The organism is Acidilobus saccharovorans 345-15 (genome assembly GCF_000144915.1).
Lineage (GTDB): Archaea > Thermoproteota > Thermoprotei_A > Sulfolobales > Acidilobaceae > Acidilobus > Acidilobus saccharovorans.
In genome coordinates this window covers 103,363-125,532 of sequence record NC_014374.1, presented here as the reverse complement: position 1 = coordinate 125,532, position 22,170 = coordinate 103,363, and the positions used below count along the sequence as shown (strand labels likewise).

The 22,170-nt window shown below is 61.2% G+C and carries 22 protein-coding genes and 1 tRNA gene; 8 read left to right on the top strand and 15 right to left on the bottom strand.

From position 1 onward, the window contains the following. Nucleotides 1-14: 14 nt before the first annotated feature. Nucleotides 15-335, top strand: a complete 321-nt coding sequence (locus tag ASAC_RS00570; RefSeq protein WP_013266035.1) for a hypothetical protein — start codon at nucleotides 15-17, stop codon at nucleotides 333-335. Here the strand turns inward: ASAC_RS00570 and ASAC_RS00565 are convergent. From ASAC_RS00565 to ASAC_RS00535, 7 genes are all read right to left on the bottom strand, one after another. Beyond that, entirely contained in the window at nucleotides 332-1,003 is a 672-nt protein-coding gene (locus ASAC_RS00565; protein ID WP_013266034.1) for a precorrin-2 dehydrogenase/sirohydrochlorin ferrochelatase family protein, read from the bottom strand. The genes ASAC_RS00570 and ASAC_RS00565 overlap by 4 nt on opposite strands. Continuing rightward, complete coding sequence (locus tag ASAC_RS00560) at nucleotides 1,000-2,172, bottom strand: radical SAM/SPASM domain-containing protein (protein WP_013266033.1); 1,173 nt, start codon at nucleotides 2,170-2,172, stop codon at nucleotides 1,000-1,002. Before ASAC_RS00560 ends, ASAC_RS00565 begins: the two co-directional genes overlap by 4 nt. Continuing rightward, nucleotides 2,169-3,140, bottom strand: coding sequence for an Lrp/AsnC family transcriptional regulator (locus ASAC_RS00555; protein ID WP_013266032.1), 972 nt, complete (start codon nucleotides 3,138-3,140; stop codon nucleotides 2,169-2,171). The genes ASAC_RS00560 and ASAC_RS00555 overlap by 4 nt, the downstream gene beginning before the upstream one ends. Then, nucleotides 3,137-4,300, bottom strand: coding sequence for a TIGR04053 family radical SAM/SPASM domain-containing protein (locus ASAC_RS00550; RefSeq protein WP_013266031.1), 1,164 nt, complete (start codon nucleotides 4,298-4,300; stop codon nucleotides 3,137-3,139). The genes ASAC_RS00555 and ASAC_RS00550 overlap by 4 nt, the downstream gene beginning before the upstream one ends. A gap of 65 nt (nucleotides 4,301-4,365) precedes the next feature. After that, nucleotides 4,366-4,656: a signal recognition particle subunit SRP19/SEC65 family protein gene (locus tag ASAC_RS00545; protein WP_013266030.1), complete on the bottom strand. Its 291-nt coding sequence runs from the start codon at nucleotides 4,654-4,656 to the stop codon at nucleotides 4,366-4,368. 11 nt (nucleotides 4,657-4,667) lie between these two features. Further along, on the bottom strand, nucleotides 4,668-5,075 hold the full coding sequence (locus ASAC_RS00540; RefSeq protein WP_048812924.1) for a helix-turn-helix transcriptional regulator: 408 nt from the start codon (nucleotides 5,073-5,075) through the stop codon (nucleotides 4,668-4,670). 101 nt (nucleotides 5,076-5,176) lie between these two features. Continuing rightward, nucleotides 5,177-5,680 carry a YbhB/YbcL family Raf kinase inhibitor-like protein gene (locus ASAC_RS00535; RefSeq protein ID WP_238523614.1) on the bottom strand — a complete coding sequence of 168 codons (504 nt, stop codon included), beginning with the start codon at nucleotides 5,678-5,680 and terminating at the stop codon, nucleotides 5,177-5,179. 217 nt (nucleotides 5,681-5,897) lie between these two features. Here ASAC_RS00535 and glmS point away from each other — a divergent pair, with 217 nt between their 5' ends. The 3 genes from glmS to ASAC_RS00520 are packed head-to-tail and all read left to right on the top strand — an operon-like array spanning nucleotide 5,898 to nucleotide 10,048. After that, the gene (glmS, locus tag ASAC_RS00530) at nucleotides 5,898-7,742 is read left to right on the top strand and encodes a glutamine--fructose-6-phosphate transaminase (isomerizing) (protein ID WP_013266027.1); all 1,845 of its coding nucleotides are present in this window, start codon (nucleotides 5,898-5,900) and stop codon (nucleotides 7,740-7,742) included. Beyond that, nucleotides 7,742-8,905: a nucleotidyltransferase family protein gene (locus tag ASAC_RS00525; protein ID WP_013266026.1), complete on the top strand. Its 1,164-nt coding sequence runs from the start codon at nucleotides 7,742-7,744 to the stop codon at nucleotides 8,903-8,905. Before glmS ends, ASAC_RS00525 begins: the two co-directional genes overlap by 1 nt. Nucleotides 8,906-8,944: 39 nt before the next feature. Next, nucleotides 8,945-10,048, top strand: coding sequence for an MFS transporter (locus ASAC_RS00520; RefSeq protein WP_013266025.1), 1,104 nt, complete (start codon nucleotides 8,945-8,947; stop codon nucleotides 10,046-10,048). Here the strand turns inward: ASAC_RS00520 and hemB are convergent, their stop codons facing one another. Then, a complete protein-coding gene (gene hemB / locus ASAC_RS00515; protein WP_013266024.1) occupies nucleotides 10,049-11,065 on the bottom strand; it encodes a porphobilinogen synthase in 1,017 nt (338 codons plus the stop codon). Beyond that, nucleotides 11,062-12,279, bottom strand: coding sequence for a glutamyl-tRNA reductase (locus ASAC_RS00510; RefSeq protein WP_148217072.1), 1,218 nt, complete (start codon nucleotides 12,277-12,279; stop codon nucleotides 11,062-11,064). The genes hemB and ASAC_RS00510 overlap by 4 nt, the downstream gene beginning before the upstream one ends. Before the next feature lie 184 nt (nucleotides 12,280-12,463). Here ASAC_RS00510 and ASAC_RS00505 point away from each other — a divergent pair, with 184 nt between their 5' ends. The 3 genes from ASAC_RS00505 to ASAC_RS00495 all read left to right on the top strand — a co-directional run bounded on the left by ASAC_RS00505 (nucleotide 12,464) and on the right by ASAC_RS00495 (nucleotide 14,679). After that, a complete protein-coding gene (locus tag ASAC_RS00505; RefSeq protein ID WP_048812692.1) occupies nucleotides 12,464-12,976 on the top strand; it encodes a hypothetical protein in 513 nt (170 codons plus the stop codon). Nucleotides 12,977-13,011: 35 nt separating this feature from the next. Further along, a complete protein-coding gene (gene lysS / locus ASAC_RS00500; protein WP_048812922.1) occupies nucleotides 13,012-14,502 on the top strand; it encodes a lysine--tRNA ligase in 1,491 nt (496 codons plus the stop codon). A gap of 71 nt (nucleotides 14,503-14,573) precedes the next feature. Further along, nucleotides 14,574-14,679 (top strand) — tRNA-Pro (locus ASAC_RS00495). A 53-nt stretch (nucleotides 14,680-14,732) separates the two neighbouring features. Here the strand turns inward: ASAC_RS00495 and ASAC_RS00490 are convergent. The 5 genes from ASAC_RS00490 to ASAC_RS00470 all read right to left on the bottom strand — a co-directional run bounded on the left by ASAC_RS00490 (nucleotide 14,733) and on the right by ASAC_RS00470 (nucleotide 19,883). Further along, on the bottom strand, nucleotides 14,733-16,586 hold the full coding sequence (locus tag ASAC_RS00490; protein WP_013266020.1) for an APC family permease: 1,854 nt from the start codon (nucleotides 16,584-16,586) through the stop codon (nucleotides 14,733-14,735). Nucleotides 16,587-16,827: 241 nt separating this feature from the next. Beyond that, nucleotides 16,828-17,802, bottom strand: a complete 975-nt coding sequence (locus ASAC_RS00485) for a thiamine pyrophosphate-dependent enzyme (protein WP_013266019.1) — start codon at nucleotides 17,800-17,802, stop codon at nucleotides 16,828-16,830. Then, complete coding sequence (locus ASAC_RS00480; RefSeq protein ID WP_013266018.1) at nucleotides 17,802-18,995, bottom strand: pyruvate:ferredoxin oxidoreductase (POR), subunit alpha; 1,194 nt, start codon at nucleotides 18,993-18,995, stop codon at nucleotides 17,802-17,804. The genes ASAC_RS00485 and ASAC_RS00480 overlap by 1 nt, the downstream gene beginning before the upstream one ends. Nucleotide 18,996: 1 nt before the next feature. After that, nucleotides 18,997-19,320, bottom strand: coding sequence for a 4Fe-4S binding protein (locus tag ASAC_RS00475; RefSeq protein WP_048812921.1), 324 nt, complete (start codon nucleotides 19,318-19,320; stop codon nucleotides 18,997-18,999). Nucleotides 19,321-19,325: 5 nt separating this feature from the next. Continuing rightward, the gene (locus tag ASAC_RS00470) at nucleotides 19,326-19,883 is read right to left on the bottom strand and encodes a 2-oxoacid:acceptor oxidoreductase family protein (RefSeq protein WP_048812920.1); all 558 of its coding nucleotides are present in this window, start codon (nucleotides 19,881-19,883) and stop codon (nucleotides 19,326-19,328) included. A 183-nt stretch (nucleotides 19,884-20,066) separates the two neighbouring features. Here ASAC_RS00470 and ASAC_RS00465 point away from each other — a divergent pair, with 183 nt between their 5' ends. Beyond that, nucleotides 20,067-20,951 carry an AbrB/MazE/SpoVT family DNA-binding domain-containing protein gene (locus ASAC_RS00465; protein ID WP_013266015.1) on the top strand — a complete coding sequence of 295 codons (885 nt, stop codon included), beginning with the start codon at nucleotides 20,067-20,069 and terminating at the stop codon, nucleotides 20,949-20,951. Here the strand turns inward: ASAC_RS00465 and ASAC_RS00460 are convergent, their stop codons facing one another. Continuing rightward, nucleotides 20,952-22,001 (bottom strand): GTPase, encoded by a 1,050-nt coding sequence (locus ASAC_RS00460; RefSeq protein WP_013266014.1) that lies wholly within the window; start codon nucleotides 21,999-22,001, stop codon nucleotides 20,952-20,954. Nucleotides 22,002-22,170: the final 169 nt, after the last annotated feature.

Below are 22,170 nucleotides of genomic sequence, written 5' to 3'. Positions count from 1 at the left end.
CGTGGTCGGTCGCCTTGGTCTCAAAGGAGCAGGCCGTTAAGCTGATAGATGCAGCGCTCAGGAAGGTGGCCCTGGGTATGGTGGTTAACCTGGACAGCCACTTTTATATGACGCACGGTCGCTCCTTTGCGGAGTCCCTGGTGGAGGACCCCGTTGGCACCTACAGGGAGATGCTGCAGGTGGTGCCGGAGAGCATGGCAAGGACCATGATAAGGATCGCCATAAGGTCCCTCGGCAGCTTCTCGGTAGTTGACATAGAGAAGGCGCTAGAGGCCCTGAAGGAGGGGAACCCAGGGCCCTTTCAGAGCCTTATCGGGGGGGGGGGGGTAGGCTAAGCTCTGTTAAGCGACGCGCGGGCTATCTCGAGGGCCCTCCTGAGGGCGCCGTCCTCGTCCCCCTGCTCCACGAGCCTGTTGAACACCTCGTCCTCGGACACCTTGAAGTAGAGCGGCACCCTGACCTTGGGGTCGCTTACTGACTCCTTGAGCTCCTCCTTAAACTTGCTCATAACGGAGAGGAGCGTCCTGAGGTACCTGTCAGAGCTGAGGCACTCAACTATCCTGTCCCTGGCCCTCCTGGCCGCGACCCCAGAGAGCCCCAGGGAGGTGACGGCAACCTTGAGGCCCTCTATGGGCTCGGCCGTGAACGGGTAGACCACGTTTCCCCTCCTCGCCTCAGTCGCGTTGTTCACGAGGACTCCAAGGCTTAGCGCCCTTGAGGCAAGGTAGTCGTTGAGCTCCATGTCGGAGGTGGCTATAACTACTATGTGGGCCCCCCTTATGAACCTGTCCACGTTGTCGCCGGGCCTCACCTCAGCCTTAACGAGCTCCACCTGGCCTGCCTTGGCGGCAACCTCAAGCTCATGGGAGAACTGGGAGGCGACGACCGTTACCTTGGCCCCCGCTGACGAGAACTCCAGGGCCCTCCTGGTCCCCACGGAGCCCCCGCCAAAGACCACTACCCTGAGGCCGCTGACGTCTATGAAGAGGGGTATGAAGGTCAACCCTGGCCCCTCCTGCGCCACACGTCCAGTGGGTCTATGAAGCAGAGGGGGTCGTCGCCCCAGAAGTCGCCGCTCGCTGCCTCAGCTCTCCCCCTGCTCCCGCCCCCGCATACCAGCTTGAAGGGGCAGGGGCCGCACCTGGGCCCCCTGAGGTTCTCGTAGAGCTTTATGAACTTGACCAGCTCCGGGTTGTTATAGCTCAGTATCTCCCTGAGGCTCTGCCTCCTCAGGTCCCCTATGACGTATTCGTCTATGAACTGGCACGGCCTGACCGTGCCGTCCGGGTATATGCTTATGGTCTTCCTCCCGCAGTCCCCCTGCGCACTTATGAGCTTCAGGTAGTCCATGAACTCGTTCCCATCCTTGGCCAGGAGGTCGGCTATGTAAATTCCCGCGAAGTTAGCCCTGACCAGCTCCACCTCCACCTTGCCGGCGTACTCCTTGGCCTTGTCAACTATGGCGTCAACGAACTCCTTGACCTGCTGCGGGCTCGGCAGCTCCGACACTATGTTCCTGGCCCTGCCTATGGAGTCAAGGAGGTAGTAGCTCACCCTGCTGGCCCTCAGCTGGGCCGCGAGGTCAACTACCTTGGGCGCCTCTGAGTAGTTCCACCTGGTGACGGTGGTCCTTATGCCGACGTCAAGGCCCTCCTCTACAGCGTTATGGATCCCCCTCACGGTCATGTTGAAGGCCCCCTGGACCCCCCTGAACTTGTCGTGGGCGTCGGGCCTGAGGCTGTCGAGGGACACCCCCACGTAGCTGAAGTTGAGCTCCTTGAGCCTCCTGGCTACCTCCCTGGTTATCAGGGTGCCGTTGGAGCTCAGGGCCATCTTGGGCCTCCCCCTCTCTGACAGCAGCCTGGCCACGTCCCAGAACTCCGGCTTCAGCAGCGGCTCCCCTCCGCTGAAGATGACCAGGGGTATGCCCAACTCGGCCATCTCCTCGGCCACCTCGAGGAGCCTCCCCCTGCCGAGCTCGTCCTGCCTCGGCGTCGGGCCGGCGTCTATGTAGCAGTGCTCGCACCTCAGGTTGCAGGCGTAAGTTATGTTCCAGAAGACCACGGGCCTGAGCTCCTCGCTGAACCTCGAGGGCGAGCCCTTGCCGTAGTGGCCCTTAATCTTGGTTGAGACGGTCCCCTTCCCAGCGACCATGACGCTTACGGGTATCACCTTACCACACCCGGCTTCAGGTCCCTTAGGCTGTAGATTATCCTGTACGACTTAGCCCCGGCGTCCCTGGCTATTATCCTGGCCACCTCCTCCACCAGGTCCCTCCTGACCGCGTGGATCATGGCGTAGCAGGGGTACCTCCAGGCCCCCTCAGGTATCGACGACCTCAGCACCACGTGCGTTGAGTACTCGCTCCTGGCCGCCGCCTCGCAGAGCTCCTCCGGCGAGCCCGAGGGCTCCATGACTACCATGCCGTTCTCCTTGAAGCCGAGGGACTCGCCGTCGACAGCTGCCCCTGGGTCCAGGAGGACCCCTGCCTCAAGCAGCCTCGGGATCAGCCTTACAACTTCCTCCTCGCTGAGCCCGCTGAGCTTGGCCGCCGCCGAGTAGGGCCTCGGCTCGAGCGGGAGCGACCTCAAGGCCTCAGGGAGCTTGGGCGAGACGCCCAGCGCCTCAGGCCTTGGGGCCCTGGGAGGCACGACCGCGTACCTGCCGGCCCTCGAGACTCCCCTCACCAGGTCGTACTTGACGCTGAGCTTGTAGGTCCTCACCGAGGTCAGGACTACGTGTCTCGAGGCCCTGCCCACCCGCGCCAGCTCCTCCGCGGCCTTAATTATCTCGTCCATGTTGTCGCGCTTCACCACTATCCACACGTTGTAGTCCGGGTCATCCCTTAGGTACGAGTGGGTGACCAGGGGGTCGACCGCCGTGGCCTTGGCTACGGCGTCCACGTCCTCGGCACTCAGCGCTACCAGCGCGGCGTCCTTGCCCTGCGACCTGAAGTTGTAGTAGAAGCCGACCCTCTTCAGGACCCCCCTGGACCTCAGCAGCCTGAGCTCCTGAAGTAGGGTTCCCTCGTCGACCCCAAGCGATGACGCCACGTCGGCGTAGGGGTCCGCTGAGGTCAGGGGGAAGTTATACTCGAGCTCCATTAAGGCCTTAACCTGGAGGTCCGTGAGGCCGCTCAAGGCGCCATCACCTCCTTGACGTTAACCCCAAGGCTCCCGGGCACGTAGGGGCAGGCGGGGTCCTCGCCGAGCGGGTCGCCGCTGTAGGCGAAGGCCCTGGCCCTGCTGCCCCCACATATCTCCTTGAACTCACAAGAGCCGCACCTTCCCCTGAACGAGGCCTCCCTGAGGCTGACCATCAGCCTTGAGCGCCTGTATATGTCAACAAGCCTCTCCCTTCTAACGTTGCCAACGGGCACCGGCAGGAAGCCGCTGGGGTAAACCATGCCGTCATGTGAGATGAACGCTATGCCCTTGCCGTCCCTCGTGCCGGAGGTCTCAAACCTGGCCTCCTCGCCGGGCTCGCCGAGGAGGGCCCTGAGCTGACCGGTCAGCCTCAGGTAGAGGTCGCCAAGCTTGACGAGCTTCGAGGGCTCCAGGTTCCTTGAGCGGGCGTAGTTAAGGAGCAGCGAGACCCTCCTAAACATGGGCCCCTCGGACGTCCTGACGTTTATGCCGTACCTGCTGGCCTCGTAGAGGAACGCGCTCACGTCCTCCCACTCCTGCGGCGTCAGGTCCTCCCTGGCCTCAGCCCTGCCAACCGGCACCAGGTAGAAGACCTCCCAGACGTCAACCCCGAGGTCCTTAAGGAGCTTTACCATGCCCGGCAGCCCGTCAACCGTGGACCTCATGACTGCCGTGTTGACCTGAACCTTGACGCCCCTCCTTATGAGCTCCCTTATAGCGGTCACGCCGGCCTCCCACGAGCCCTGGTAGCGCCTGACCTTGTCGTGGACCTCCGGGCTCGGGTGGTCTATGCTTATTGAGACTGCCGACACCTTGCCGCTGGCTATCCTGTCCAGGTTATCTAGCAGCGCCCTTGAAGGGCTGGGAGCCATGGCAACCGGTACCCCAAGGCTATGGGCCTCGTCCACGAGCTCCCATATGTCCTCCCTTGAGAGCGGGTCGCCCCCGGTGAACACAAGTATTGGGTAGGGCCTTCCAAACTCCGCCACCTGCCTTACGAGCTCAAGGCCCTCTGCGTGGCTCAGCTCGCCCGGCAGGGGCCTAGTTATGGCCTCTGCCCTGCAGTGTATGCACGCCAGAGGGCAAGCCTTGGTGGTCTCCCAGAAGACCAGCAGAGGCTTCTCCTCGAACGGCCACCTGCCCCTCCTGCTCAAGCGTCGAGTCCCACGGCTGCGGATGCGTATAGGCTATTGATAATTAGTATATGCACGCAAGGACCTCAGGACCTCATGGACTTAATCCTCGACGCTATGGCTTTGAGGGTCTCCTGCCTCCCCATTTTCTTGTCAACTATGACCCTTCCCCTGATCTCATACCACAGCCTGGGGTAGCTGGCCTCGTCAAAGGCCGGGTTGAGGCCCAGGTCCCTCGCGGCCTTAACGATCTCCTGCACGCTGGGGGACTTGACGCAGGCGTCGAGCGACAGCCTCCTGCCCAGCGACCTGGGGTAGTTGCAGTCAAGGAACACGGGCCATATTACCATCTTTCCCTCGAAGTCCTCCTTTGGCATGAGTCGCACCGTCAGCTGGCCGTCTGGACCCTCTGGACCCTGAGCTTTGCTATCTCCTTCTTAAGCCAGGCCTCGAGGAGGGGACACGTGGACGGGTCGTAGTAGCCCCCAGCGCCGCACTCGCTGAGGCGAGGGCACGCGGCGCAGGGTATGTCTAGGATGCTGCTCACGTCAACCTTTATTGAGAACGTTGGGGCGCCGGCCTTCACGGCGTAAAGCTTGTACGTCCTCCTGCCGTTTACAGTGACCTCCTCGCGCCTCACGACACCCCTGCGAATAAGCCTCAGGACGAGCCTTGAGCCCTCCCTGCTTGAAATGCCCAGGGTCTTCCAGAGCTCGCTCTGAAGGACGCCGTCCTTGTACTGACGTAGTATGTCAATGGCCCTCTCCTCTAGGTCGCCGTTCTCCTTGTCAGACATAGCTATCACCCTGTTAGTAGCTGTTCGGTGAAGTCCACTAATTTTAAGTAAGCTTGAGAGAGCTTAATAAGTTTCTTGACAGAAAAGTAAGCCTTCAAGGCTCACTGCCTCGAGTACCTGCCCATGAGCAGGGAGTAGCCGAGCACCTTGCCCCTCATGGCGTTCAGAAGGGACGACGCGGTCACAGGCGATCTTAACGTGAGCTGCGCCGACAGCGCGTGGAGGGCGAAGTAATACCTGTGAGGCCCGTGCCCCCTGGGAGGGCATGGGCCGCCGTAGCCCACGTCGCCAAAGTCGTTAAGGCCCTGGACCCCCACCCCTGGGATCTCCCTCGCGCCGCTTGAGCCTACGCCCTCCTCCAGCCTTGCCAGCGTTGGAGGCATGTTGTAGATGACCCAGTGTATGAAGGTGTTGGCGGGGGCGTCCGGGTCATACATTATTAGGGCAAGGCTTTTGGTGCCCTGCGGCGGCGAGGACCAGCTGAGCGGCGGGCTTATATCCTCACCGTCACAGGTGTACTTGACGGGTATGACTTCACCCTCCTTAAAGGCCTCACTGAAGAGCCGGAACTGGGCTCCTTCACGGAGCACGTATTCCTTAGCCAACCAGGTGCACACCTTTTAAACTGTAGGCCCTGGGAGGGCTTTAACTGTTAGCCAGTTGAGCTTCTCGGAGGTCGGCTGAGACAGGTTACATCATCGCCCAGCTCAGCCCCGTGGTGTCCTCATCCCAACGGTCCAGTGACCCCAGCGTTTATATGCGGTCCTCGCAGAGGAGGAGAACTTATTAGTCCACGTCATTTTTAAGGAGCAGGGCTAGCCCTTGTGCGGCATAATAGGCGCCACGGCCAACTGCTCTGATGTCGTGCCTCTCATAATAAGGGGCCTCCAGAGGCTTGAGTACAGGGGCTACGACAGCGTCGGCATAGCGGTTGTCGGCAACAACGAACTGGCCGTGAGGAAGGGGGCCGGCGAGCTGGAGGTCGTTAGGAGGAGGCTCTCCCTTGATGAGATGAGGGGGCTCACGGGCATAGGCCACACGAGGTGGGCAACCCATGGACCGCCAAACGACGTCAACGCTCACCCCCACACTGACTGCACAGGAACTATAGCGATAGTTCACAACGGCGTCATAAGGAACTACGCCTCCCTCAAGGAGGAGCTCCTGGCGAGGGGGCACAGGATAAGGAGCGACACCGACACGGAGCTGGTGGCGCACCTTATAGAGGAGGGGGTGAAGGAGGGCAAGGACTTCGTCTCAGCGCTGGCCCAGGCCCTGAGCAGGGTTGAGGGCACCTACGCCTTTGCCATAGTGAACTCAAGGGAGCCCGACAGGGTCTACTTCGCCAAGAACAGGAGCCCCCTCTTGGTGGGGGTGGGCGATAAGGTGAAGGCCGTGGCAAGCGACGTGCCTGCGCTGCTGGACATCACCAGGGACATAGTCTTCCTCGAGGACGGCGAGTTCGGCTACGTCACGCCGAGGGAGGTCGTCATCTACAGGCTAACGCCTTCAGGCTACGAGAGGCTCAGCGACGAGGAGGTAAGGTCAAGGGTTAGACACGTTGACATAAGCCCTGAGGCGGCCAGCAAGGGAGGGTATCCGCACTTCATGATAAAGGAGATTTACGAGCAGCCCCAGGCCGTCAGGGACACCTACGAGGGGAACGTTGAGGACCCAGCGCTCGGGAGGGTGAGCTCCGCCATATTGAGCGCCAACAAGGTGATAGTGGTTGCCGCCGGGACGAGCTATCACGCAGGGCTCGTGTTCTCCTCCCTGCTGGCAAGGAGGGCTGGAATTCTGGCCCACACCATAATCTCCTCAGAGCTGCCCTACCTGGTTGACAGCATAGACGGCGGGGACCTGGTCATAGCCGTGAGCCAGAGCGGCGAGACTTACGACACTCTTGAGGCGGTGAGGAAGGCCAAGGAGAGGGGGGCCGCGGTGGTTGGCGTGACCAACGTGCTCGGCAGCGCCCTTGACAGGGAGTCCCAGCTCAGGCTCTACACCAGGGCTGGCCCGGAGATAGGCGTAGCGGCCACCAAGACGTTCCTGTCGCAGGTGATGTTACTCGAGCTCCTCTCAATAAGGGCCGGGGAGGCCTCGGGGAGGCTCAGGCCCTCCGAGGCTAACGAGCTGCTCAGGGCCCTCAGGGAGGTGCCGCAGGTCTTGGCTAACACGCTCGAGGCCTCAGACCCCGTCGCCACGGCCCTCTCCAAGGGGCTCTCGGGGAGCGCCTACATACTGGGCAGGGGGCTCGGGGCCGCCATAGCCAGGGAGGGCGCGCTCAAGGTAAAGGAGATAGCCTACGTGCACGCCGAGGCCTACCCGGCGGGCGAGAGCAAGCACGGCCCCATAGCCTTGGTGGAGAGGGGCTTCCCCGTATTCATAGTTGCCACCTCAGACGCCAGGGAGGTGGCGGGCAACGCCGTTGAGATGGCGGCCAGGGGGGCGAGGGTCTACGTCGTGAAGCCGGCGGACCTTGGACTTGAGCTCGAGGGGCGCGAGTCCATAACTAGGATTGACATGCCTCCATCGTCTGGGGTGCTGGAGCTGGAGCCCTTCATACTGACCCCGCTGTTCCAGCTGCTCTCCTACAGGGTAGCGGTCAGCAGGGGCTACAACCCTGACAAGCCGAGGAACCTGGCCAAGACCGTCACGGTGGAGTGATGGCCATGATAGGGTTTGTCCTAGCCGGGGGCTACGGCAAGAGGCTCCTGCCCTTAACTTCCAGGACTCCGAAGCCCTTCATGCAGCTGCTGGGGAGGCAGCTGATAGACTACAGCCTAGACATGCTGAGGGAGGCGGGCGTAGACGACGTTGTAATAATTGCAACCCAGGGCTTCTCTGGCATGGCCTCCGCGGGCCGCGAGGGCGTCAGGGTAGTTGAGCAGAGGGGCCTTGACATTCAGGGGGCCCTGAGGACTGCCTACGAGGAGGCGGTCTCCTCAAAGGAGAGGGAGGCCATAGTCGTCTACACCGGCTTCCTGGCGAGCCCAAACACCATAGCAAAGCTCGCGGTGGAGTATTACCAGACCAGCGGCTTCCCGGTAGTCCTTGCGCTGGCCTCGGCTGCCACGGGGCTAGAGACCTACGGCTTCGTGACAGTTGACTACAGGGGCGCCGTGAGGGACTTCATGTGGGAGTCGCAGGAGGCCAACAGGTGGGGCATGGGGAGGGGATACGTCTTCGGCGGCGTCATGGTCAGCGGCGTGGAGGAGCTGGAGGAAGCTTCAAGGAGGCCCTTCGCTGAGTCCATGAAGTCCATGGCAAAGCAGGGCGTGCTGGGAGGGGTCCAGTGGCCCGGCAGGTGGGTTGAGATAGGCTACCCCTGGGACATACTTGAGGCTATAAACATGCTGCTCGACGGCGCTGGGACCAGGATAGCCAGAGGCGCCAGGGTTTCAAGGTCGGCCGTAGTGGGCGATAACGTGATAGTTGACGAGGGCGCCGTGATAGAGGACGGGGCAGTGGTGAAGGGGCCCGCCTACATAGGCAGGGACGTGAGGGTCATGAGCGGCGCCGTGGTGGAGGGCTTCTCCTCTATAGAGCAGGGCTCGGTGATAGAAGAGAACGCCATTGTTGACAGGAGCTATGTTGGCGTCGGCGTGAGGGTAGGGGCCCTGTCCGAGGTCAGGGGCTCCGTGGTCGGCGAGGGCGCGGTGGTAGGCCCTGGGGCCCACCTGGTCGACGGCTACCCTGAGAGGCTGCCGGAGAGGCTCAGGTGGCTCGCAGAGTACCTGGGCGAGAAGGTCAAGCTGGGCGCAGTAGTGTCGCCAGGCCACGAGGTCCAGTGCTGTACCGTCAGCGGCAAGGGGGCGGTGCTGCCCTGAGCTAAGGCTAAATTCCTACTCAAGGCCCAGGCAGTGGGATTGCGCCTGCGCCTGCCAAGGCTCACGCACGAGGAGCTGCTCCTGGTGCTCACCGGCTCACTCTCGGGCATAATATTTGGGTCAACGACGCTGGCCCTCCCCCTCTACCTGAAGTCGCTCGGGCTTGACTCGTTTCAGGTGGGCCTCCTGGTCGGTGGCTACGTCCTGGTGGGCTCCACGACGGGCCTCCTGGTGTCCGCCCTGGCGGACGCCTACGGCAGGAAGAGGTTCTTCATAGTTGGGAGGCTCGTGTCGGCTGCCGCATACCTTCTGCTGTTCCTTGGCGTGCCGGCGGCCGCCCTCCTCATCTTTGGCCTCGGGGGAGGCTCCCTTCAGGCCCTCATGGCAGAGAAGTCAAGGGATATAGACAGAAACATGAGCCTGCTGTCGTCACTGTCAACGGCCTTCGCTATCGTGGGGGCCTCCATGCCTTGGGCCGTCGGCCTCAGGAACACTATGCTCGCGGACTCGCTAACTGTGATGGCAACGGCCGCGCTGGTGGCCCCGGTGAGGGAGGGCTACAGGGGCACGGGCAGGATCACCCTCAGGCTCGGCTCAATAAGGAACATAGCCAGGCTCTCAACGGACGCCCTGATAGGGCTTGGGGCGGGCCTCATACTCCCCCTCATGTCCCTCTGGTTTAACCTAAGGTTTCACGCCACGGCTGCAACGCTCTCCCCCGTCTACATGATGGCCGACGCGACGCTGGCCCTAGCGTCAATAGGGGCCCCCGCCCTGGCCAAGACCATGGGCAGGGTGAGGGCCATAGTTTTAACTCACGCCATAGGAATAGCGCTCCTGATAGCCCTGCCCTTCTCGAGCTCCCTCTACGAGGCCGCGGCAATATTTGTGGCCCGCAACGCCGCTATGAACATGGCTAACCCCCTCTTCATGTCGCTCGTGGTCACCATGGTTCCGGAGGAGGAGAGGGCCAGGGGCTCGAGCCTGATCAACCTGATAGATGGGCTTCCGAGGTCCATGGGTCCATGGCTTACCGGCTACATATACTCTGTGGGAAACCTGACGCTGCCGTTCTTCATAACTGCAGCGCTTTACAGCGCTGCGACGGCGGCCTTTTACGTGCTGTTCAGGAACGTGAGGTGATCAGAAGGGGGACTTGCCAGAGGCTATGGCCCTGGCGGCGTCAAGGGCGAAGTAAGTTATTATCATGTCGGCCCCCGCCCTCCTTATGGCGTAGAGCGCCTCCATCATGGCAGCAACGCCGTCTATGAGGCCCTGCCTCGCAGCCGCCTTTATCATGGCGTACTCGCCGCTGACGTTATACGCCGCCAGGGGCACGTCTGGGTAGGTCCTCTTGACGAGGCTTATGACGTCGAGGTACATGAGGGCCGGCTTGACCATAACTATGTCGGCCCCCTCCTCAAGGTCCAGCCTGACCTCCTTTATGGCCTCCCTGGCGTTGCGCGGGTCCATCTGGTAGCTCTTCCTGTCGCCGAACCTCGGGGCCGAGTCCACGGCCTCCCTGAAGGGGCCGTACATGGAGCTCGCGTACTTGGCCGAGTAGGCCATTATGCCCACGTCAGTGAAGCCCGCGGTGTCAAGGGCCTCCCTTATGGCCCTGACCTGGCCGTCCATCATGCCTGAGGGGGCTATGAAGTCAGCCCCTGCCTGCGCCTGCGACACGGCTATCTTCTGGTAGACCTTAAGGGTTGAGTCATTGTCAATTACTGTGCCCCTCCTCGAGTTCACTGGGATTCCGCAGTGCCCGTGCGAGGTGTACTCGCATATGCAGAGGTCCGTCATGAGCACGGGCTCCCAGCCCACCTCGGACCTTATGGTCCTTAGGGCCCTCTGCACAGGGCCATCCTCAGCGAAGGCCCTTGAGCCCACCTCGTCCTTGGTGGACGGGACCCCGAAGATCAGGAACGACTTTACGCCGACCTCCATGGCGGCATTGACCAGGTTTATGAGTTCTTTTGAGTCAGGCGGGTACGTGGTGTAGCCTTCAAGGCCGGGCGTTGGAATCGGCGACTTCAGGTTCTCGTCCACGAAGAGCGGCATTATGAACCTAGAGGGCGAGAGGTCAACCTCAGCTATTAGCGACCTGAGGGCGCTGGAGGACCTCAGCCTCCTCGGCCTTATCCTTGGGAAGCCGGTCAAGGTCTCCTTCCCCTCAGGCCTATCATAGAGTTGTACCTGTTCATAAGCTCTTTAGCTAGCTCCGCCCTGGACTCCGGGCTCTCCCTTAGGTATGAGAATATTGGGAACATGGTCTTCTTCACGGTGCTGTTCAGCGCCGTTAAGACCGCCTGGTAGGGGTCCTGGCCCCCAGCTATGTTCTTAGCCGTCAGCTTAGCCTCCTCGTCAACTATGACGCTTATGACCCTCATTATTGAAGAAATTGCCCTGTCCACGGCCTTCCTGAGTATCATCTGCTGAAGGCTCTCAAGCTCCTCCTCTATAATGCTCTCGGCCCTGGAGACCTCCGAGAGCCTCGCGGAGAGGTTCGCGTTTACAAACTCCTTGATTTCATCGATGCCCACGTGGAAGAGGGGCGACGCCGGAGGAGTCGAGATGTCCACGACGAGGCCTGACCTCCTCGCCGCCACCTCAAGCTCAGGCCTCATGCCGCCCTTTATGGCCACGAGCATCACGTCAAAGGGGGCCAGCGAGGGCAGCTGCTGAAGGGTGGCTGTCTCAACTTTGGCCTGCTGGCAGAGGCTTCCCAGGGCCCTGGCCTTCTCAGGGCTCCTGTCGGCTATAACCAGGGAGGAGGGCCTCCACTTAGAGCAGACCTGCTGAAGCATCTCGCCCGCTGCCATGCCAGCGCCGACCACTGCAACCCTCCTGCCGTCAAGCCCTCCCAGCCTGGCCGCGGCCACCTCAACCGCCGCCCTCGGGTACCCGAGGACGCCCCTTGATATGTTAGTGGAGCTCCTCACCCTGGCGCCGGCTGAGATAGCGCTGTGGAACACCGTGTCCAGGAGCTCGCTGCTGTACCCGGCCCTCCTGGAGTACACCCAGGCGTCCCTGACCTGGCCAAGCACCTCGTCCTCGCCAAGTATTGCGGACTCGAGGCCTGAGGCAACGCGGAGGAGGTGCCTGGCCGCGTCAACTCCTGTCAGGTGGACGTGGCACCCGAGCATCTCGCTAATTGCGCTGTCAGCCCTGTCGTGGGCGGGCGAGTCCAGGTACACCTCAAAGCGGTTGCACGTGGAGAGCACCACGACGCCGCGGGACAGGGGCAGCAGCTCCTGGTAGGCCCTTTCTACAAGCCTTCCGGCGTGCGAGGAGATGCTGAGGAAGCACGAGTCCCTGAATGTGACCCCGTACATCTCCAGCGAGCTTATGTCTAGGCTCTCCTGGTCCTCCAAGAGCGACGCCAAGGGTTCCTATGGGCAGGTCCCAATAAGGGCCTTGCATATGCCTGCGGCCCAACTAGACTAAACTAGTATATACACGTCTATTTTAAACATATACTGCAGCTGAAAAGACTGACCTGCTTTGCTCTATGTAGTCTATCATGATCCTGGAGGCGACAATTCAAAACTGGTAGAGATGGTCAGGCAGGTAGAGGGCGCCCTCCTCGTCAAGGTCTCGGAGGCCGCGTCAATAAGTCCGTCAGCTGATGACAACGTGGTCCTCCTGATGCCAATGAGGGGAGGGCACTCAAGGGAGGTCATGGAGGTCGCCGCGAGGTCAGGGGCCTCGTGGAGGGGCACGATACCGCCCGAGCTGACCGCGTCAGCGATAGCCAGGGCCGCCAGGGAGGCCGGGTGCTCCAGCGTCAGGCTCTACTTCTGGCCGGCCAAGAGGTTCCTTGAGGACCAGCTCGACGACGTGGGAAGGATAGCGGCTATGATAACGCTCAGCGGGCTGACCGTGGTTAATGACGGCTGCGCGGACTGCATAGCCCCCCTCGCGCTCCTCCCGGGCAAGATAGTCAGCGAGGCCGAGGAGGCGGCCAAGGCCTGCGGCTCAAGGGCCCTGGGCCCACTCATTGACGTGGCATTTGTTGAGATTAGGGAGTGGCTCAGGGAGCTCAGCAGGGGCCTCACGCTTAAAAGTTAGCCAAAGTATAGCTTCAGGGGCACTCAAGCGTGAGCGTGGAGTGGGACAAGGAGAGGCTCAAGCTGCTCGAGGAGCTGAGGTCCAAGGGGGTCAACCCCTACCCTCACAAGTACCCCATAACGCACACCATCAGGCAGATAAAGGACCTGGCGGCCTCAAGGGGCGACAGGCCTCACGAGCCCTTCCTCAGGGACATCTCAACAGCTGGGAGGGTGGCCAACATAAGGAGGCACGGCAAGGCGTCCTTCGTTGACATCTTTGACGAGGGCGAGAGGCTGCAGCTTTACCTGAGAGTTAACGAGCTCGGGGACAGGTACAAGGAGTTCCTCTATTATGTGGGAAGGGGCGACATAATTGGGGTCAGGGGGGACCTCTTCTACACCATGAAGGGGGAGCTGTCGCTCCTGGTTAAGGACTACCAGCTGCTGGCCAAGGCGCTGATAGAGCCGCCTGACTGGACCAAGCTGAGCCCGGAGTTCAGGTACGCCCACAGGTACGTTGACTTCCTTTACAACGACCAGGCCAGGAGGGCCATGGAGGTGAGGTTTAACACGATTAAGGAGATCAGGCAGTACCTCTACTCCAAGGGCTTCGTTGAGGTCGAGACGCCCGTGCTCCAGCCGGTCTACGGCGGCGCCCTGGCTAAGCCCTTCATGACCCACGTGAACGCCCTTGACGAGGACTGGTACCTCAGGATATCGCTGGAGCTCTACCTCAAGAGGTTCATAGTGGGAGGCTTTGACAAGGTCTTTGAGATAGGGAAGGTGTTCAGGAACGAGGACATAGACGTCACCCACAACCCGGAGTTCACCATGATGGAGCTGTACTGGGCCTACGCAGACTACAACGACATAATGGACCTGACCGAGGACATGATAAGGACGGTGGCAGCCAAGGTGCTCGGGACCACCCAGCTGAGGATACCCATGCCTGACGGCAGCGTGGCCGAGGTAGACGTGGGCCAGAGGTTCAGGAGGGAGACAATGTTCGACCTCCTCTCGGAGGCTCTGGGCAAGAACATAGAGGAGGTGAGCGACGACGAGATGAAGAGGATGCTCGACCAGATGGGCCTGGTGCCCAGGGGAGGGGTGTACTCAAGGGGCCTTATGGTAGAGAAGCTGTTCGACAAGCTAGTCACGCCCAAGCTTATACAGCCCACGTTCGTGCTGGACTACCCCATTGAGACCACCCCGCTCTGCAAGCCCCACAGGTCGAAACCGGGGCTCGTCGAGAGGTTCGAGCTCTACGTGGCTGGCGTGGAGCTGGCAAACGCCTACACGGAGCTAAATGACCCCGTGCTCCAGGACAGGCTCTTCAAGGAGGAGCAGGAGATGAGGAAGAGGGGCGACCTGGAGGCGCACCCCTACGACGTCGACTTCGTCAGGGCCCTCAGCTACGGCATGCCCCCCACCGGCGGCCTGGGCGTGGGCATCGACAGGCTCGTCATGATGTTCACAGGCGTGAGCAGCATAAAGGAGGTCCTGCCGTTCCCCATGGTAAGCGCTAAGCTGGTCCAGGGGGGCTGACCTCACGGCGTAGTTAGTTGGCCGGCGCCGGTTTCAAGCTTATATATCTTGTCCCCGTCTTTTCCCTTGGTGGGCCCGTAGTCCAGTCTGGCAGGATGCGGGGTACGCCAATGCCGAGGACTTGGCGCCCGACTCGGGTCCCTGTGGTCGGGGGTTCAAATCCCCCCGGGCCCACCAGTTGCTTCTGAAGAAAAGGCGGAGGAGGTTCTACCGATAAGGGTCAATGTTGGCTAGGACTCCTTGGGCGCGGTCAGCACTGAGACGAAGTAGGCGACCAGCGTCACCGCCGCCACGGCAACGAGGTCGAAGGGGAACGGTATGGGCGGGTCGCCCCCGTACACCGAGGAGAGGCCGTAGGGGCCTAGTATGTCAACCAGCATTATTGACGTCACAAGCCCCACGTACCACGCGCCGCCCCTGATTGAGGGCCTGAGGCCCCTGTCAATGAGGTAGCCGGCGGCCAGCGCGGCCGCGGTGGAAAGCACGGAGAGCAGCATGGCAAGGGCCAGGTAGCGCACCACCGCCTGCTCAGGGACGCTTATCCCTGAGCTTAGCGGGTAGAACACCTTGACCGCAAGTATGTAGTCTGAGAACGCTACGGCGGCCGCGTAGGGCAGGGCCACCGCTAACATTGAGGTGCGCGAAGAGAAGGCCCTTATTATCATGAACGCCGCCAGGGCTGATATGAACGTTATGAACACCGGTATCATGGGTATCATGCCGGCCCAGTAGGCTATCAGCGAGGCCCCTACGGCGCCCAGCGCGCCCGCCATAAGCAGCTTAACTGACCTGCTCCTGGCCGTGAAGGCGCCTAGGGCTGTCCCTCCAGTCACATAGGTCAGCAGGGTCGTGAGCACGGCGTAGCTTCCTATAGCGTACCAGCTTGGGAAGGGCAGAAGGAAGATGAGGCCAAGCGCTAGGGCCACTATAAGTCCAAGGCCAGGCACTGCGTACCTGTTGAGGCCGCTCAGCCTGCGGGGCAGGTGCCCGTTGGCTGCCATGCCGTAGACTATCCTGCCCAGGTTGCCCATCTGCACTACTGCGTTGCCCAGGGGCGAGACCCAGGCGTCTATTATCATGACTATGCTGAGCACCCCGAGGCCCACAATGGCCAGCTCGCTGGCCAGCGGGGCCGCGGCTATGTTTGACACGGCCAGGGCGCTCCAGTTGCCCGGGGTCACGGGCTCGAGGCGCCTCACTACGGTTCCGTTGCTGAGCCTGACGGTCTCGTTAACCTCTATGCTAGACCACCTGAGGCCCCCTATGAAGGCCACCTGAAGCAGTATGAATATGATCGCCGTTAACGCCACCGAGAGTATGACCGCCTTAGGGACGTCGCTGGAGGCCTTCCTGCCCTCGCCGCTGTACTCAACCGCCTGCCTGAAGCCCAGCAGGGCGTAAGCTATGCCTGTTACTGGTATGGCTGCAAATATGGCTGCTGCGCTCGAGAGCCCCTCGCCGGAGGCCTGGGTGCTAACGGCAAGGGCGAAGTTGTGCGGGTTAAAGGCGAGGGCCAGCAGGGCGGCTATCACTGTCAGGGGGACCGCTATTTTCCAGACCATCAGGGCGAGGCTCACGTTGCCCACGAGCGAAACCCCGAAGTAGTTAATGACGAAGATTACAATCACTATCGCCAGCGCCAGGAGGAGCCCCTTGGGGGTCAGCACCGTCAGCTGCTGCCCGAGCACCGTGGCGCTCTTGACGAGCCCTGGCACGTAATAGCTTGCGTAGTAGACCGTTGCCACCGCCTCAGCTGGAAGCAGCGACGATATTGAGAGCAGGTAGAGCGCGCCTGTAGAGAACCCCACGAGGTCCCCGTGGGCCATCTGCGGGTACCTGACCACGGCACCGGTCCTTGGCGCCGCCGAGGCCAGGTAGGCGTAGGCAATTGCCATGAAGGCCACGAGGGCGGCCGCCACCACCCACGAGGCCACCGAGAGGGGCCCGTTGAAGGCGGAAGCTCCAAGGGGCGCGAGGAGCCAGCCGGAGCCTATTATTGCGCCTATGTTTATTGCCACGTAGTGCCAGAGGCCCAGGGAGCGGCTGAGCTTCCTGTCCTCCTCTATAATGCCGCGGTCAGCCAAGCGGCCTCACCCCGCGCTTCATAAAGGAACTATAATGAGCACTACCAAAAAGCCATGAAGTTAAGCCTGAGATTCCTCCAGGCCCGATGACGGGCCTATGAGCCTCCACCACAAAGGTGGGTCGCCTGAGGCTTGGCCACAGGAAAGGATATTTAAGCTTTCCTACTGAGTGGCCTGGCCGTTACTGTATACAATTAACAAAAACAATGTTACGGGTAAGTTAAAAGGGAACTGAAGGCTATCAGGACTTAACTACTGGACCTATTACCTCCTTTCCGGCCAGCTTGTTTATCTCGGCCACCCTCTCATCAACGAGCTTCTGTACCTCCTCTATCTCGGCGGGCGTCAGGTGGGCGAACCTGCCCTGCAGCTTAAGGTACTCCGACACCGGCTTCCTCTTGGCTATCGGGAACGTGACCCTGAAGTTGCCGTGGTCAATCTCATAGAGCGGGAACACGCCGGTTTCAGTGGCAAGCCTTGATATGGTTATTCCGAGGGCGGGGTCGAACCTCCAGCCTGTTGTGCATGCCATCAGCACGTGTATGAACGACGGTCCCTCGTCGAGGACCTCCAGGCCCCTTATGAACTTGTTTATCATGTCCTGCGGGTAGGCAGGGTTGGCAGTAGCCACGTAGGGTATCCTGTGGGCGGCGACTATCATAGCTATGTCCTTCTTGGTCCTCCACTCGCCCCTCCACACCTTGCCTGCAGGCGTCGTTGTAGTCCACGCGTGGAACGGCGTCGCGCCGCTCCTCTGTATGCCGGTGTTCATGTAGGCCTCGTTGTCGTAGAGCACGTACATTACTGGGTCCCTCCTCTCCAGCATGCCGCTCAGGCTCTGCAGGCCTATGTCAACGGTGCCGCCGTCGCCGCCGACCGCTATCACCTTGACCTGCTTGTCCTTGGGTATCATGCCCTTCCTCTTCATCACCTCGATGGCCCTGGCTATTCCTCCAGCGCTGGCGCCCGCGTTCTCGAAGGCGGAGTGGAACCACGGCACCAACCAGTTGGAGTACGGGTACCTGGTCGTTGAGACCTCGACGCAGCCGGTGGCGTTCACTATTATTGCGTCCTTGCCCGCCACCTTGGTCAGCATCCTCATTATCGTGCCAGCCGTGCACCCTGCGCAGAGGCCGTGACCGCTCAGGAAGTACTCGTCCCTGGGCAGGTCGAACAGGCTCTTTATCCTGGGAAGCTTCTTAGCCTGCTCCGCCATCACTCCCTCACCCCATAGAATATGGTCTCAGGGTACTTCCTCGTCCTGGCCTCCCAGGCCAGGCGAGCAATAGCCAAGAAGTCCTCGTTCTCCATGGCCCTCTGCCCTATGCCTGCCACGACGCTGGTCAGGTTGAAGCCGAGGTCCTCCCTGACCTTGAGGCCGGCTATCTCGTTGGCCAGAGGCCCCTGGTAGGGCGCGCCGTAGCTTATGGCCCTGTCTATTACAAGCACGCTCTTCACGTTGGACGTGTAGTTGACGAAGTGCTTGACTGGGAACGGCCTGTAGAGCCTGAGCCTCAGCAGGCCTACCTTGAGTCCCTGCTTCCAGGCGTCCGGCAGCACGCTCTTCATGGTGGCGGCGTAGCTGGCGTTAGCAACTATTAGCGCCTCAGCTCCGTCGCACATGTAGCACTCCATGATGCCGTAGCTCCTGCCGAAGGTCTTGCCGAACTCCCTGTCTATCTCCTCAGCCTTCTCCGGCACCCCCTCCATGGCCTTGACCTGCTGGTACTTTATCTCATAGTAGTACTCAGGCGGCACTATGGGTCCTATGGTCACCGGGTGGTCCGGGTCAAGCCTGTACGGGTAGGGCCTCTTGGGCGCGAACTTGAGCACGGACTCCCTGTCCTCGACCACCACGGGCTCTGTGGTGTGGCTCATGACGTAGCCGTCATAGCCCACCATGACGGGCAGCAGCACGTCCCTGTCCTCGGCGAGCCTGTAGGCCTGTATTATGGTGTCGTAGGCCTCCTGGGCAGTGTGGACGAAGTAGATTATCCAGCCGGCGTCCCTCGCGTTGAACAGGTCCGTCTGGTCGTTCCATATGCTTATCGGTGCGCTGAGGGCCCTCATGGCTACGCTCATGACTATGGGGGCCCTCAGGCCAGAGGCCACGTGAAGCATCTCGTGCATGAATGCCAGTCCCTGGCTGGCCGTGGCGGTGAAGGCCCTCGCGCCCGCCAGCGAGGCGGCCAGGGTGGCGCTAAGGGCGCTGTGCTCGCTTTCCACGTGTATGAACTCAGCGTCAAGCTCGCCGTTGGCGACGAACTCTGAGAGCTTCTCGACCACCGTGGTCTGCGGGGTTATAGGGTAGGCCGCTATGACGTCAACGTCTAAGTCCTTGGCCGCGTGGGCCACCGCGTAGTTAGTGCTCAGGGGTATGGGCCTCTTGTACTGGACCTGTGCCTGCACCTCAGCTCACCTCCACAGGAACCATGTCGATCGCCTTAACTGGGCACTCCTGGGCGCACATGCCGCACCCCTTGCAGTAGTCATAGTCAACGTCATAGCTTATCTTGTAGACCCTCTTGGCCTTAGTTGTGTGGGGCTTGTCGAGCTCCTTTATGGCGTTGTCGGGGCAGACGTACCAGCAGATCCTGCACCTTATGCACTTGTCCTGGTCTATCACGGGCATGAGGACCTTCCAGTCGCCCGTCTTGTACTCGAGGCTGTTCCCAGGGTTCACTATTATGCCGCCGATCGCCATCTCCTTCCAGCCTGGCAACCTCACGGACATCCTGCTCACCTCCACGAGAGCTGGGTCAGGTCGTAGGCCTCCTTGACTGCCATCACGTTCGCCTCCGCAATCTTACCATGGAACCTGGACCTTATTACGTCTAACACGGTGTCTAACTTTACTATCTCCGTTGACTTGACCAGCGCCCCCAGTATTGCCGTGTTAACTATGTTGGCCTTCAGCCACTTCATGGCCACCGATGTAGCGTCGACCGTTGCGGCCCTGTACCTGTTGGCGAAGCCGAGCTTCTGGAGGAGCTCGTCCGGCTTGAGGGGGCTGTTGGCCACCAGGATGCCCCCGTCCTTCAGGCCCTCTATGTAGGAGGGCTTGAGCAGGCTCCTGTCGAGCACGACCACCACGTCAGGGTGCTCTATGGGGGTCCTGGGTATGAGGGGGCTGTCAGTTACCCTGGTGTAGGCCCTCACGGGCGCCCCTCTCCTCTCAGCGCCGAACTCAGGGAACGCCAGCGCGTACTTGCCCTCAATGATTGACGCCGACGCTATGACCTCGCTCGCCGTTACAGCTCCCTGTCCTCCCCTGCCGTGCCACCTGATCTCTAGCATAACCAACTTTGAGCGCCTCACCTGCAGTTCTGTGAGAAGCCGCAAATATAAGTAAATTGAGCTCTCCTCCCATAAAAAGTACCCAACTTAGATGATTTTCTTTTTAGAATAACATCTAATTTTCTTTAACGGCGTTAAAGTTATATATACGGCCATATACCTGTAGAGTCGGGTGCGGGAAGCTTGAGTGAAACCGCGACCACAAGGAAGGTCCAGAGGCTCGGAGGGTCAAGCCTGATAATAACGCTGCCGAAGCAGTGGGCCAGGAGGCTAGGGATAAAGGTGGGCGACGAGATAGAGGTGATCGAGAGCGGCGGCAAGCTGCTTGTGCAGCCCAGGGACCAGAGGGCAGAGGACAGGGCCGGCACGGTTGCCATAAGGTATAATGGGATAGCCAGGATGGCCGGCGTTGAGGCAATAGTTAACTGCGCCTTTGTGCACGGCTACGACAAGGTGGAGATACTTATCAAGGGCCTAGGGGAGGCCGACGTCAAGAGGCTCATGGCCGAGCTCAACGCCAGCAAGAAGGTGGCCTCCGTGGAGAGGGGCACGGACAGGCTGATAGTGACCCTGGCCCCCTCCCTGAACCTCGACGCTGCCAGACTCATAAAGGAGGCCAGCAGCTCGCTCCAGCAACTGCTCGAGGCCGCGGCCTCCGGGGCCGAGGAGGCCGAGATAAGGAGGCTTGAGGGGCAGGCCCTGGAGCTCATAGAGTCCTCCCTCAGGAGCAGCTCTAAGGGCTCAGACATCGTGGACCCCATGGCCTACGGGGTGCTCCTGGCCCTCCCCTCTATGGTGGCCGACTCCTCGGTTGTGCTGAAGGGCAGGGCTGACCTGCTCAACAAGCTGAAGGAGGCAGTGGGCGAGTTCCTGGGAGGCCTTGCAAGCGCCAGCGGCAGGAGGCTGCTTAACGCGGCCATGATTGCCTCGGAGCTGAGGGACATGGCACTCCACGAGGGTGGCGCCGCAGCGGTAGTGGTGCCGCTGGCCGACGCGCTGCTGAGCGCGTCAATGAAGCTCATATGCCCGAGCATACTTGAGCAGGAGGCCGAGGGCCTCGCCGAGTGATCACCTTATCTCTATGATGTCGCCGTCCTGAGGCACGTAGTCGGGCCCCACCCTCTGGCCCTCGTACTTGGCCCCCTTGCCCCATATCCTGGCGTACCTCATGCTGGTGGCCAGCGACGGGCTTATCTTCTCAGCTATCTCCCTGACGGTGGCGTCAGCCTTAACTATCAGGGGCTCAGGGCTGGGCGGCTGGCCAGGCTTCTTGGTGTAGATCCTCTTCACGTTGAGCAGCCTATAGGCCACGGGCCCCACGCTGCTCAGCCCCACGCCGGTCTCGGCAGATGCAAGTATCCAGGGCACGTCCCTCGGCAGCAGCCTCGCCGCCTCCCTGGCCCTCGACTCGGAGGCGGGTAGGTCTGCCTTGTTGAATATCACGAAGGTGGGCTTGTAGACCTTGAAGCTGAATATGGCCTCCTCAAGGTCGTCAAGCGTGGCGGGGCCGTAGACCTCAACGACGGCGTTGTAGACCCTGTAGCTGTTGAGCAGCCTCCTCGCCTCCTCCTCGGTGAACTTGGGGGTGCCCCTATAGATGAAGGTAAGCCCTCCCTGGGTCCTCCTCTCAACCTTGACGAAGCCCTTCTCCAGGGAGTAGGCTATGCCCCTGTCCTCGATGGCCTCGAGGCTGGCCGTCAGGTCCTTGGTTGGCTCAGGGGAGTCGAGCCCAATGACGACGGCTATGACGTCGGCGTTCCTGGCCAGGGCCACGACCCTGGAGTTGACGCTCCCGTCCGGGTTAAGGAGCGGCGGCGTGTCGACAAGCTGCAGCTTTACGTCAAGGTAGGTCATCATGCCCGGCACCGGGAGCTGCGTGGTGTAAGGTATTGGGCTCACTGTCACCTTGGCGTTCGTCAGCCTGGCCACTATGGAGCTCTTGCCAGAGTTGGGGGGGCCAAGCAGCACCACCTGGCCCGCCCCGGCCTTCTCAACGAACATGCCGGGCCTTGAGCCGCCCGACCTCCTCTGCCTCTCCCTCTCGGACTCCTCCCTGAGCTCGGCCAGCCTCCTGGTTGCCCACAGCCTCAGCTTCTCGGTGCCCTTGTGCTTGGGCACGGAGCTCAGGAAGTCCTCAAGGGCTTTGATCTTCTCCTCCGTAGTCCTGGCCTCGCTGTACCTGTTAAGCTTAGCTATGGCCTCAGCGGGCAGGTTGGTTACGATGGCTGGCCCCCAGGGTCTTCAGCTCCTTGAAATGCTTTTATCCGTTCCGAGCGGCCCTCGCTTT

Bases quoted from the DNA above. Each gene is read 5' to 3' on its own strand.
- ASAC_RS00545 (WP_013266030.1), bottom strand. From the start codon at position 4,656: ATGCCAAAGGAGGACTTCGAGGGAAAGATGGTAATATGGCCCGTGTTC.
- ASAC_RS00540 (WP_048812924.1), bottom strand. From the start codon at position 5,075: ATGTCTGACAAGGAGAACGGCGACCTAGAGGAGAGGGCCATTGACATA.
- ASAC_RS00525 (WP_013266026.1), top strand. From the start codon at position 7,742: ATGGCCATGATAGGGTTTGTCCTAGCCGGGGGCTACGGCAAGAGGCTC.
- ASAC_RS00505 (WP_048812692.1), top strand. From the start codon at position 12,464: ATGGTCAGGCAGGTAGAGGGCGCCCTCCTCGTCAAGGTCTCGGAGGCC.
- ASAC_RS00485 (WP_013266019.1), bottom strand. From the start codon at position 17,802: ATGGCGGAGCAGGCTAAGAAGCTTCCCAGGATAAAGAGCCTGTTCGAC.
- ASAC_RS00475 (WP_048812921.1), bottom strand. From the start codon at position 19,320: ATGTCCGTGAGGTTGCCAGGCTGGAAGGAGATGGCGATCGGCGGCATA.
- ASAC_RS00470 (WP_048812920.1), bottom strand. From the start codon at position 19,883: ATGCTAGAGATCAGGTGGCACGGCAGGGGAGGACAGGGAGCTGTAACG.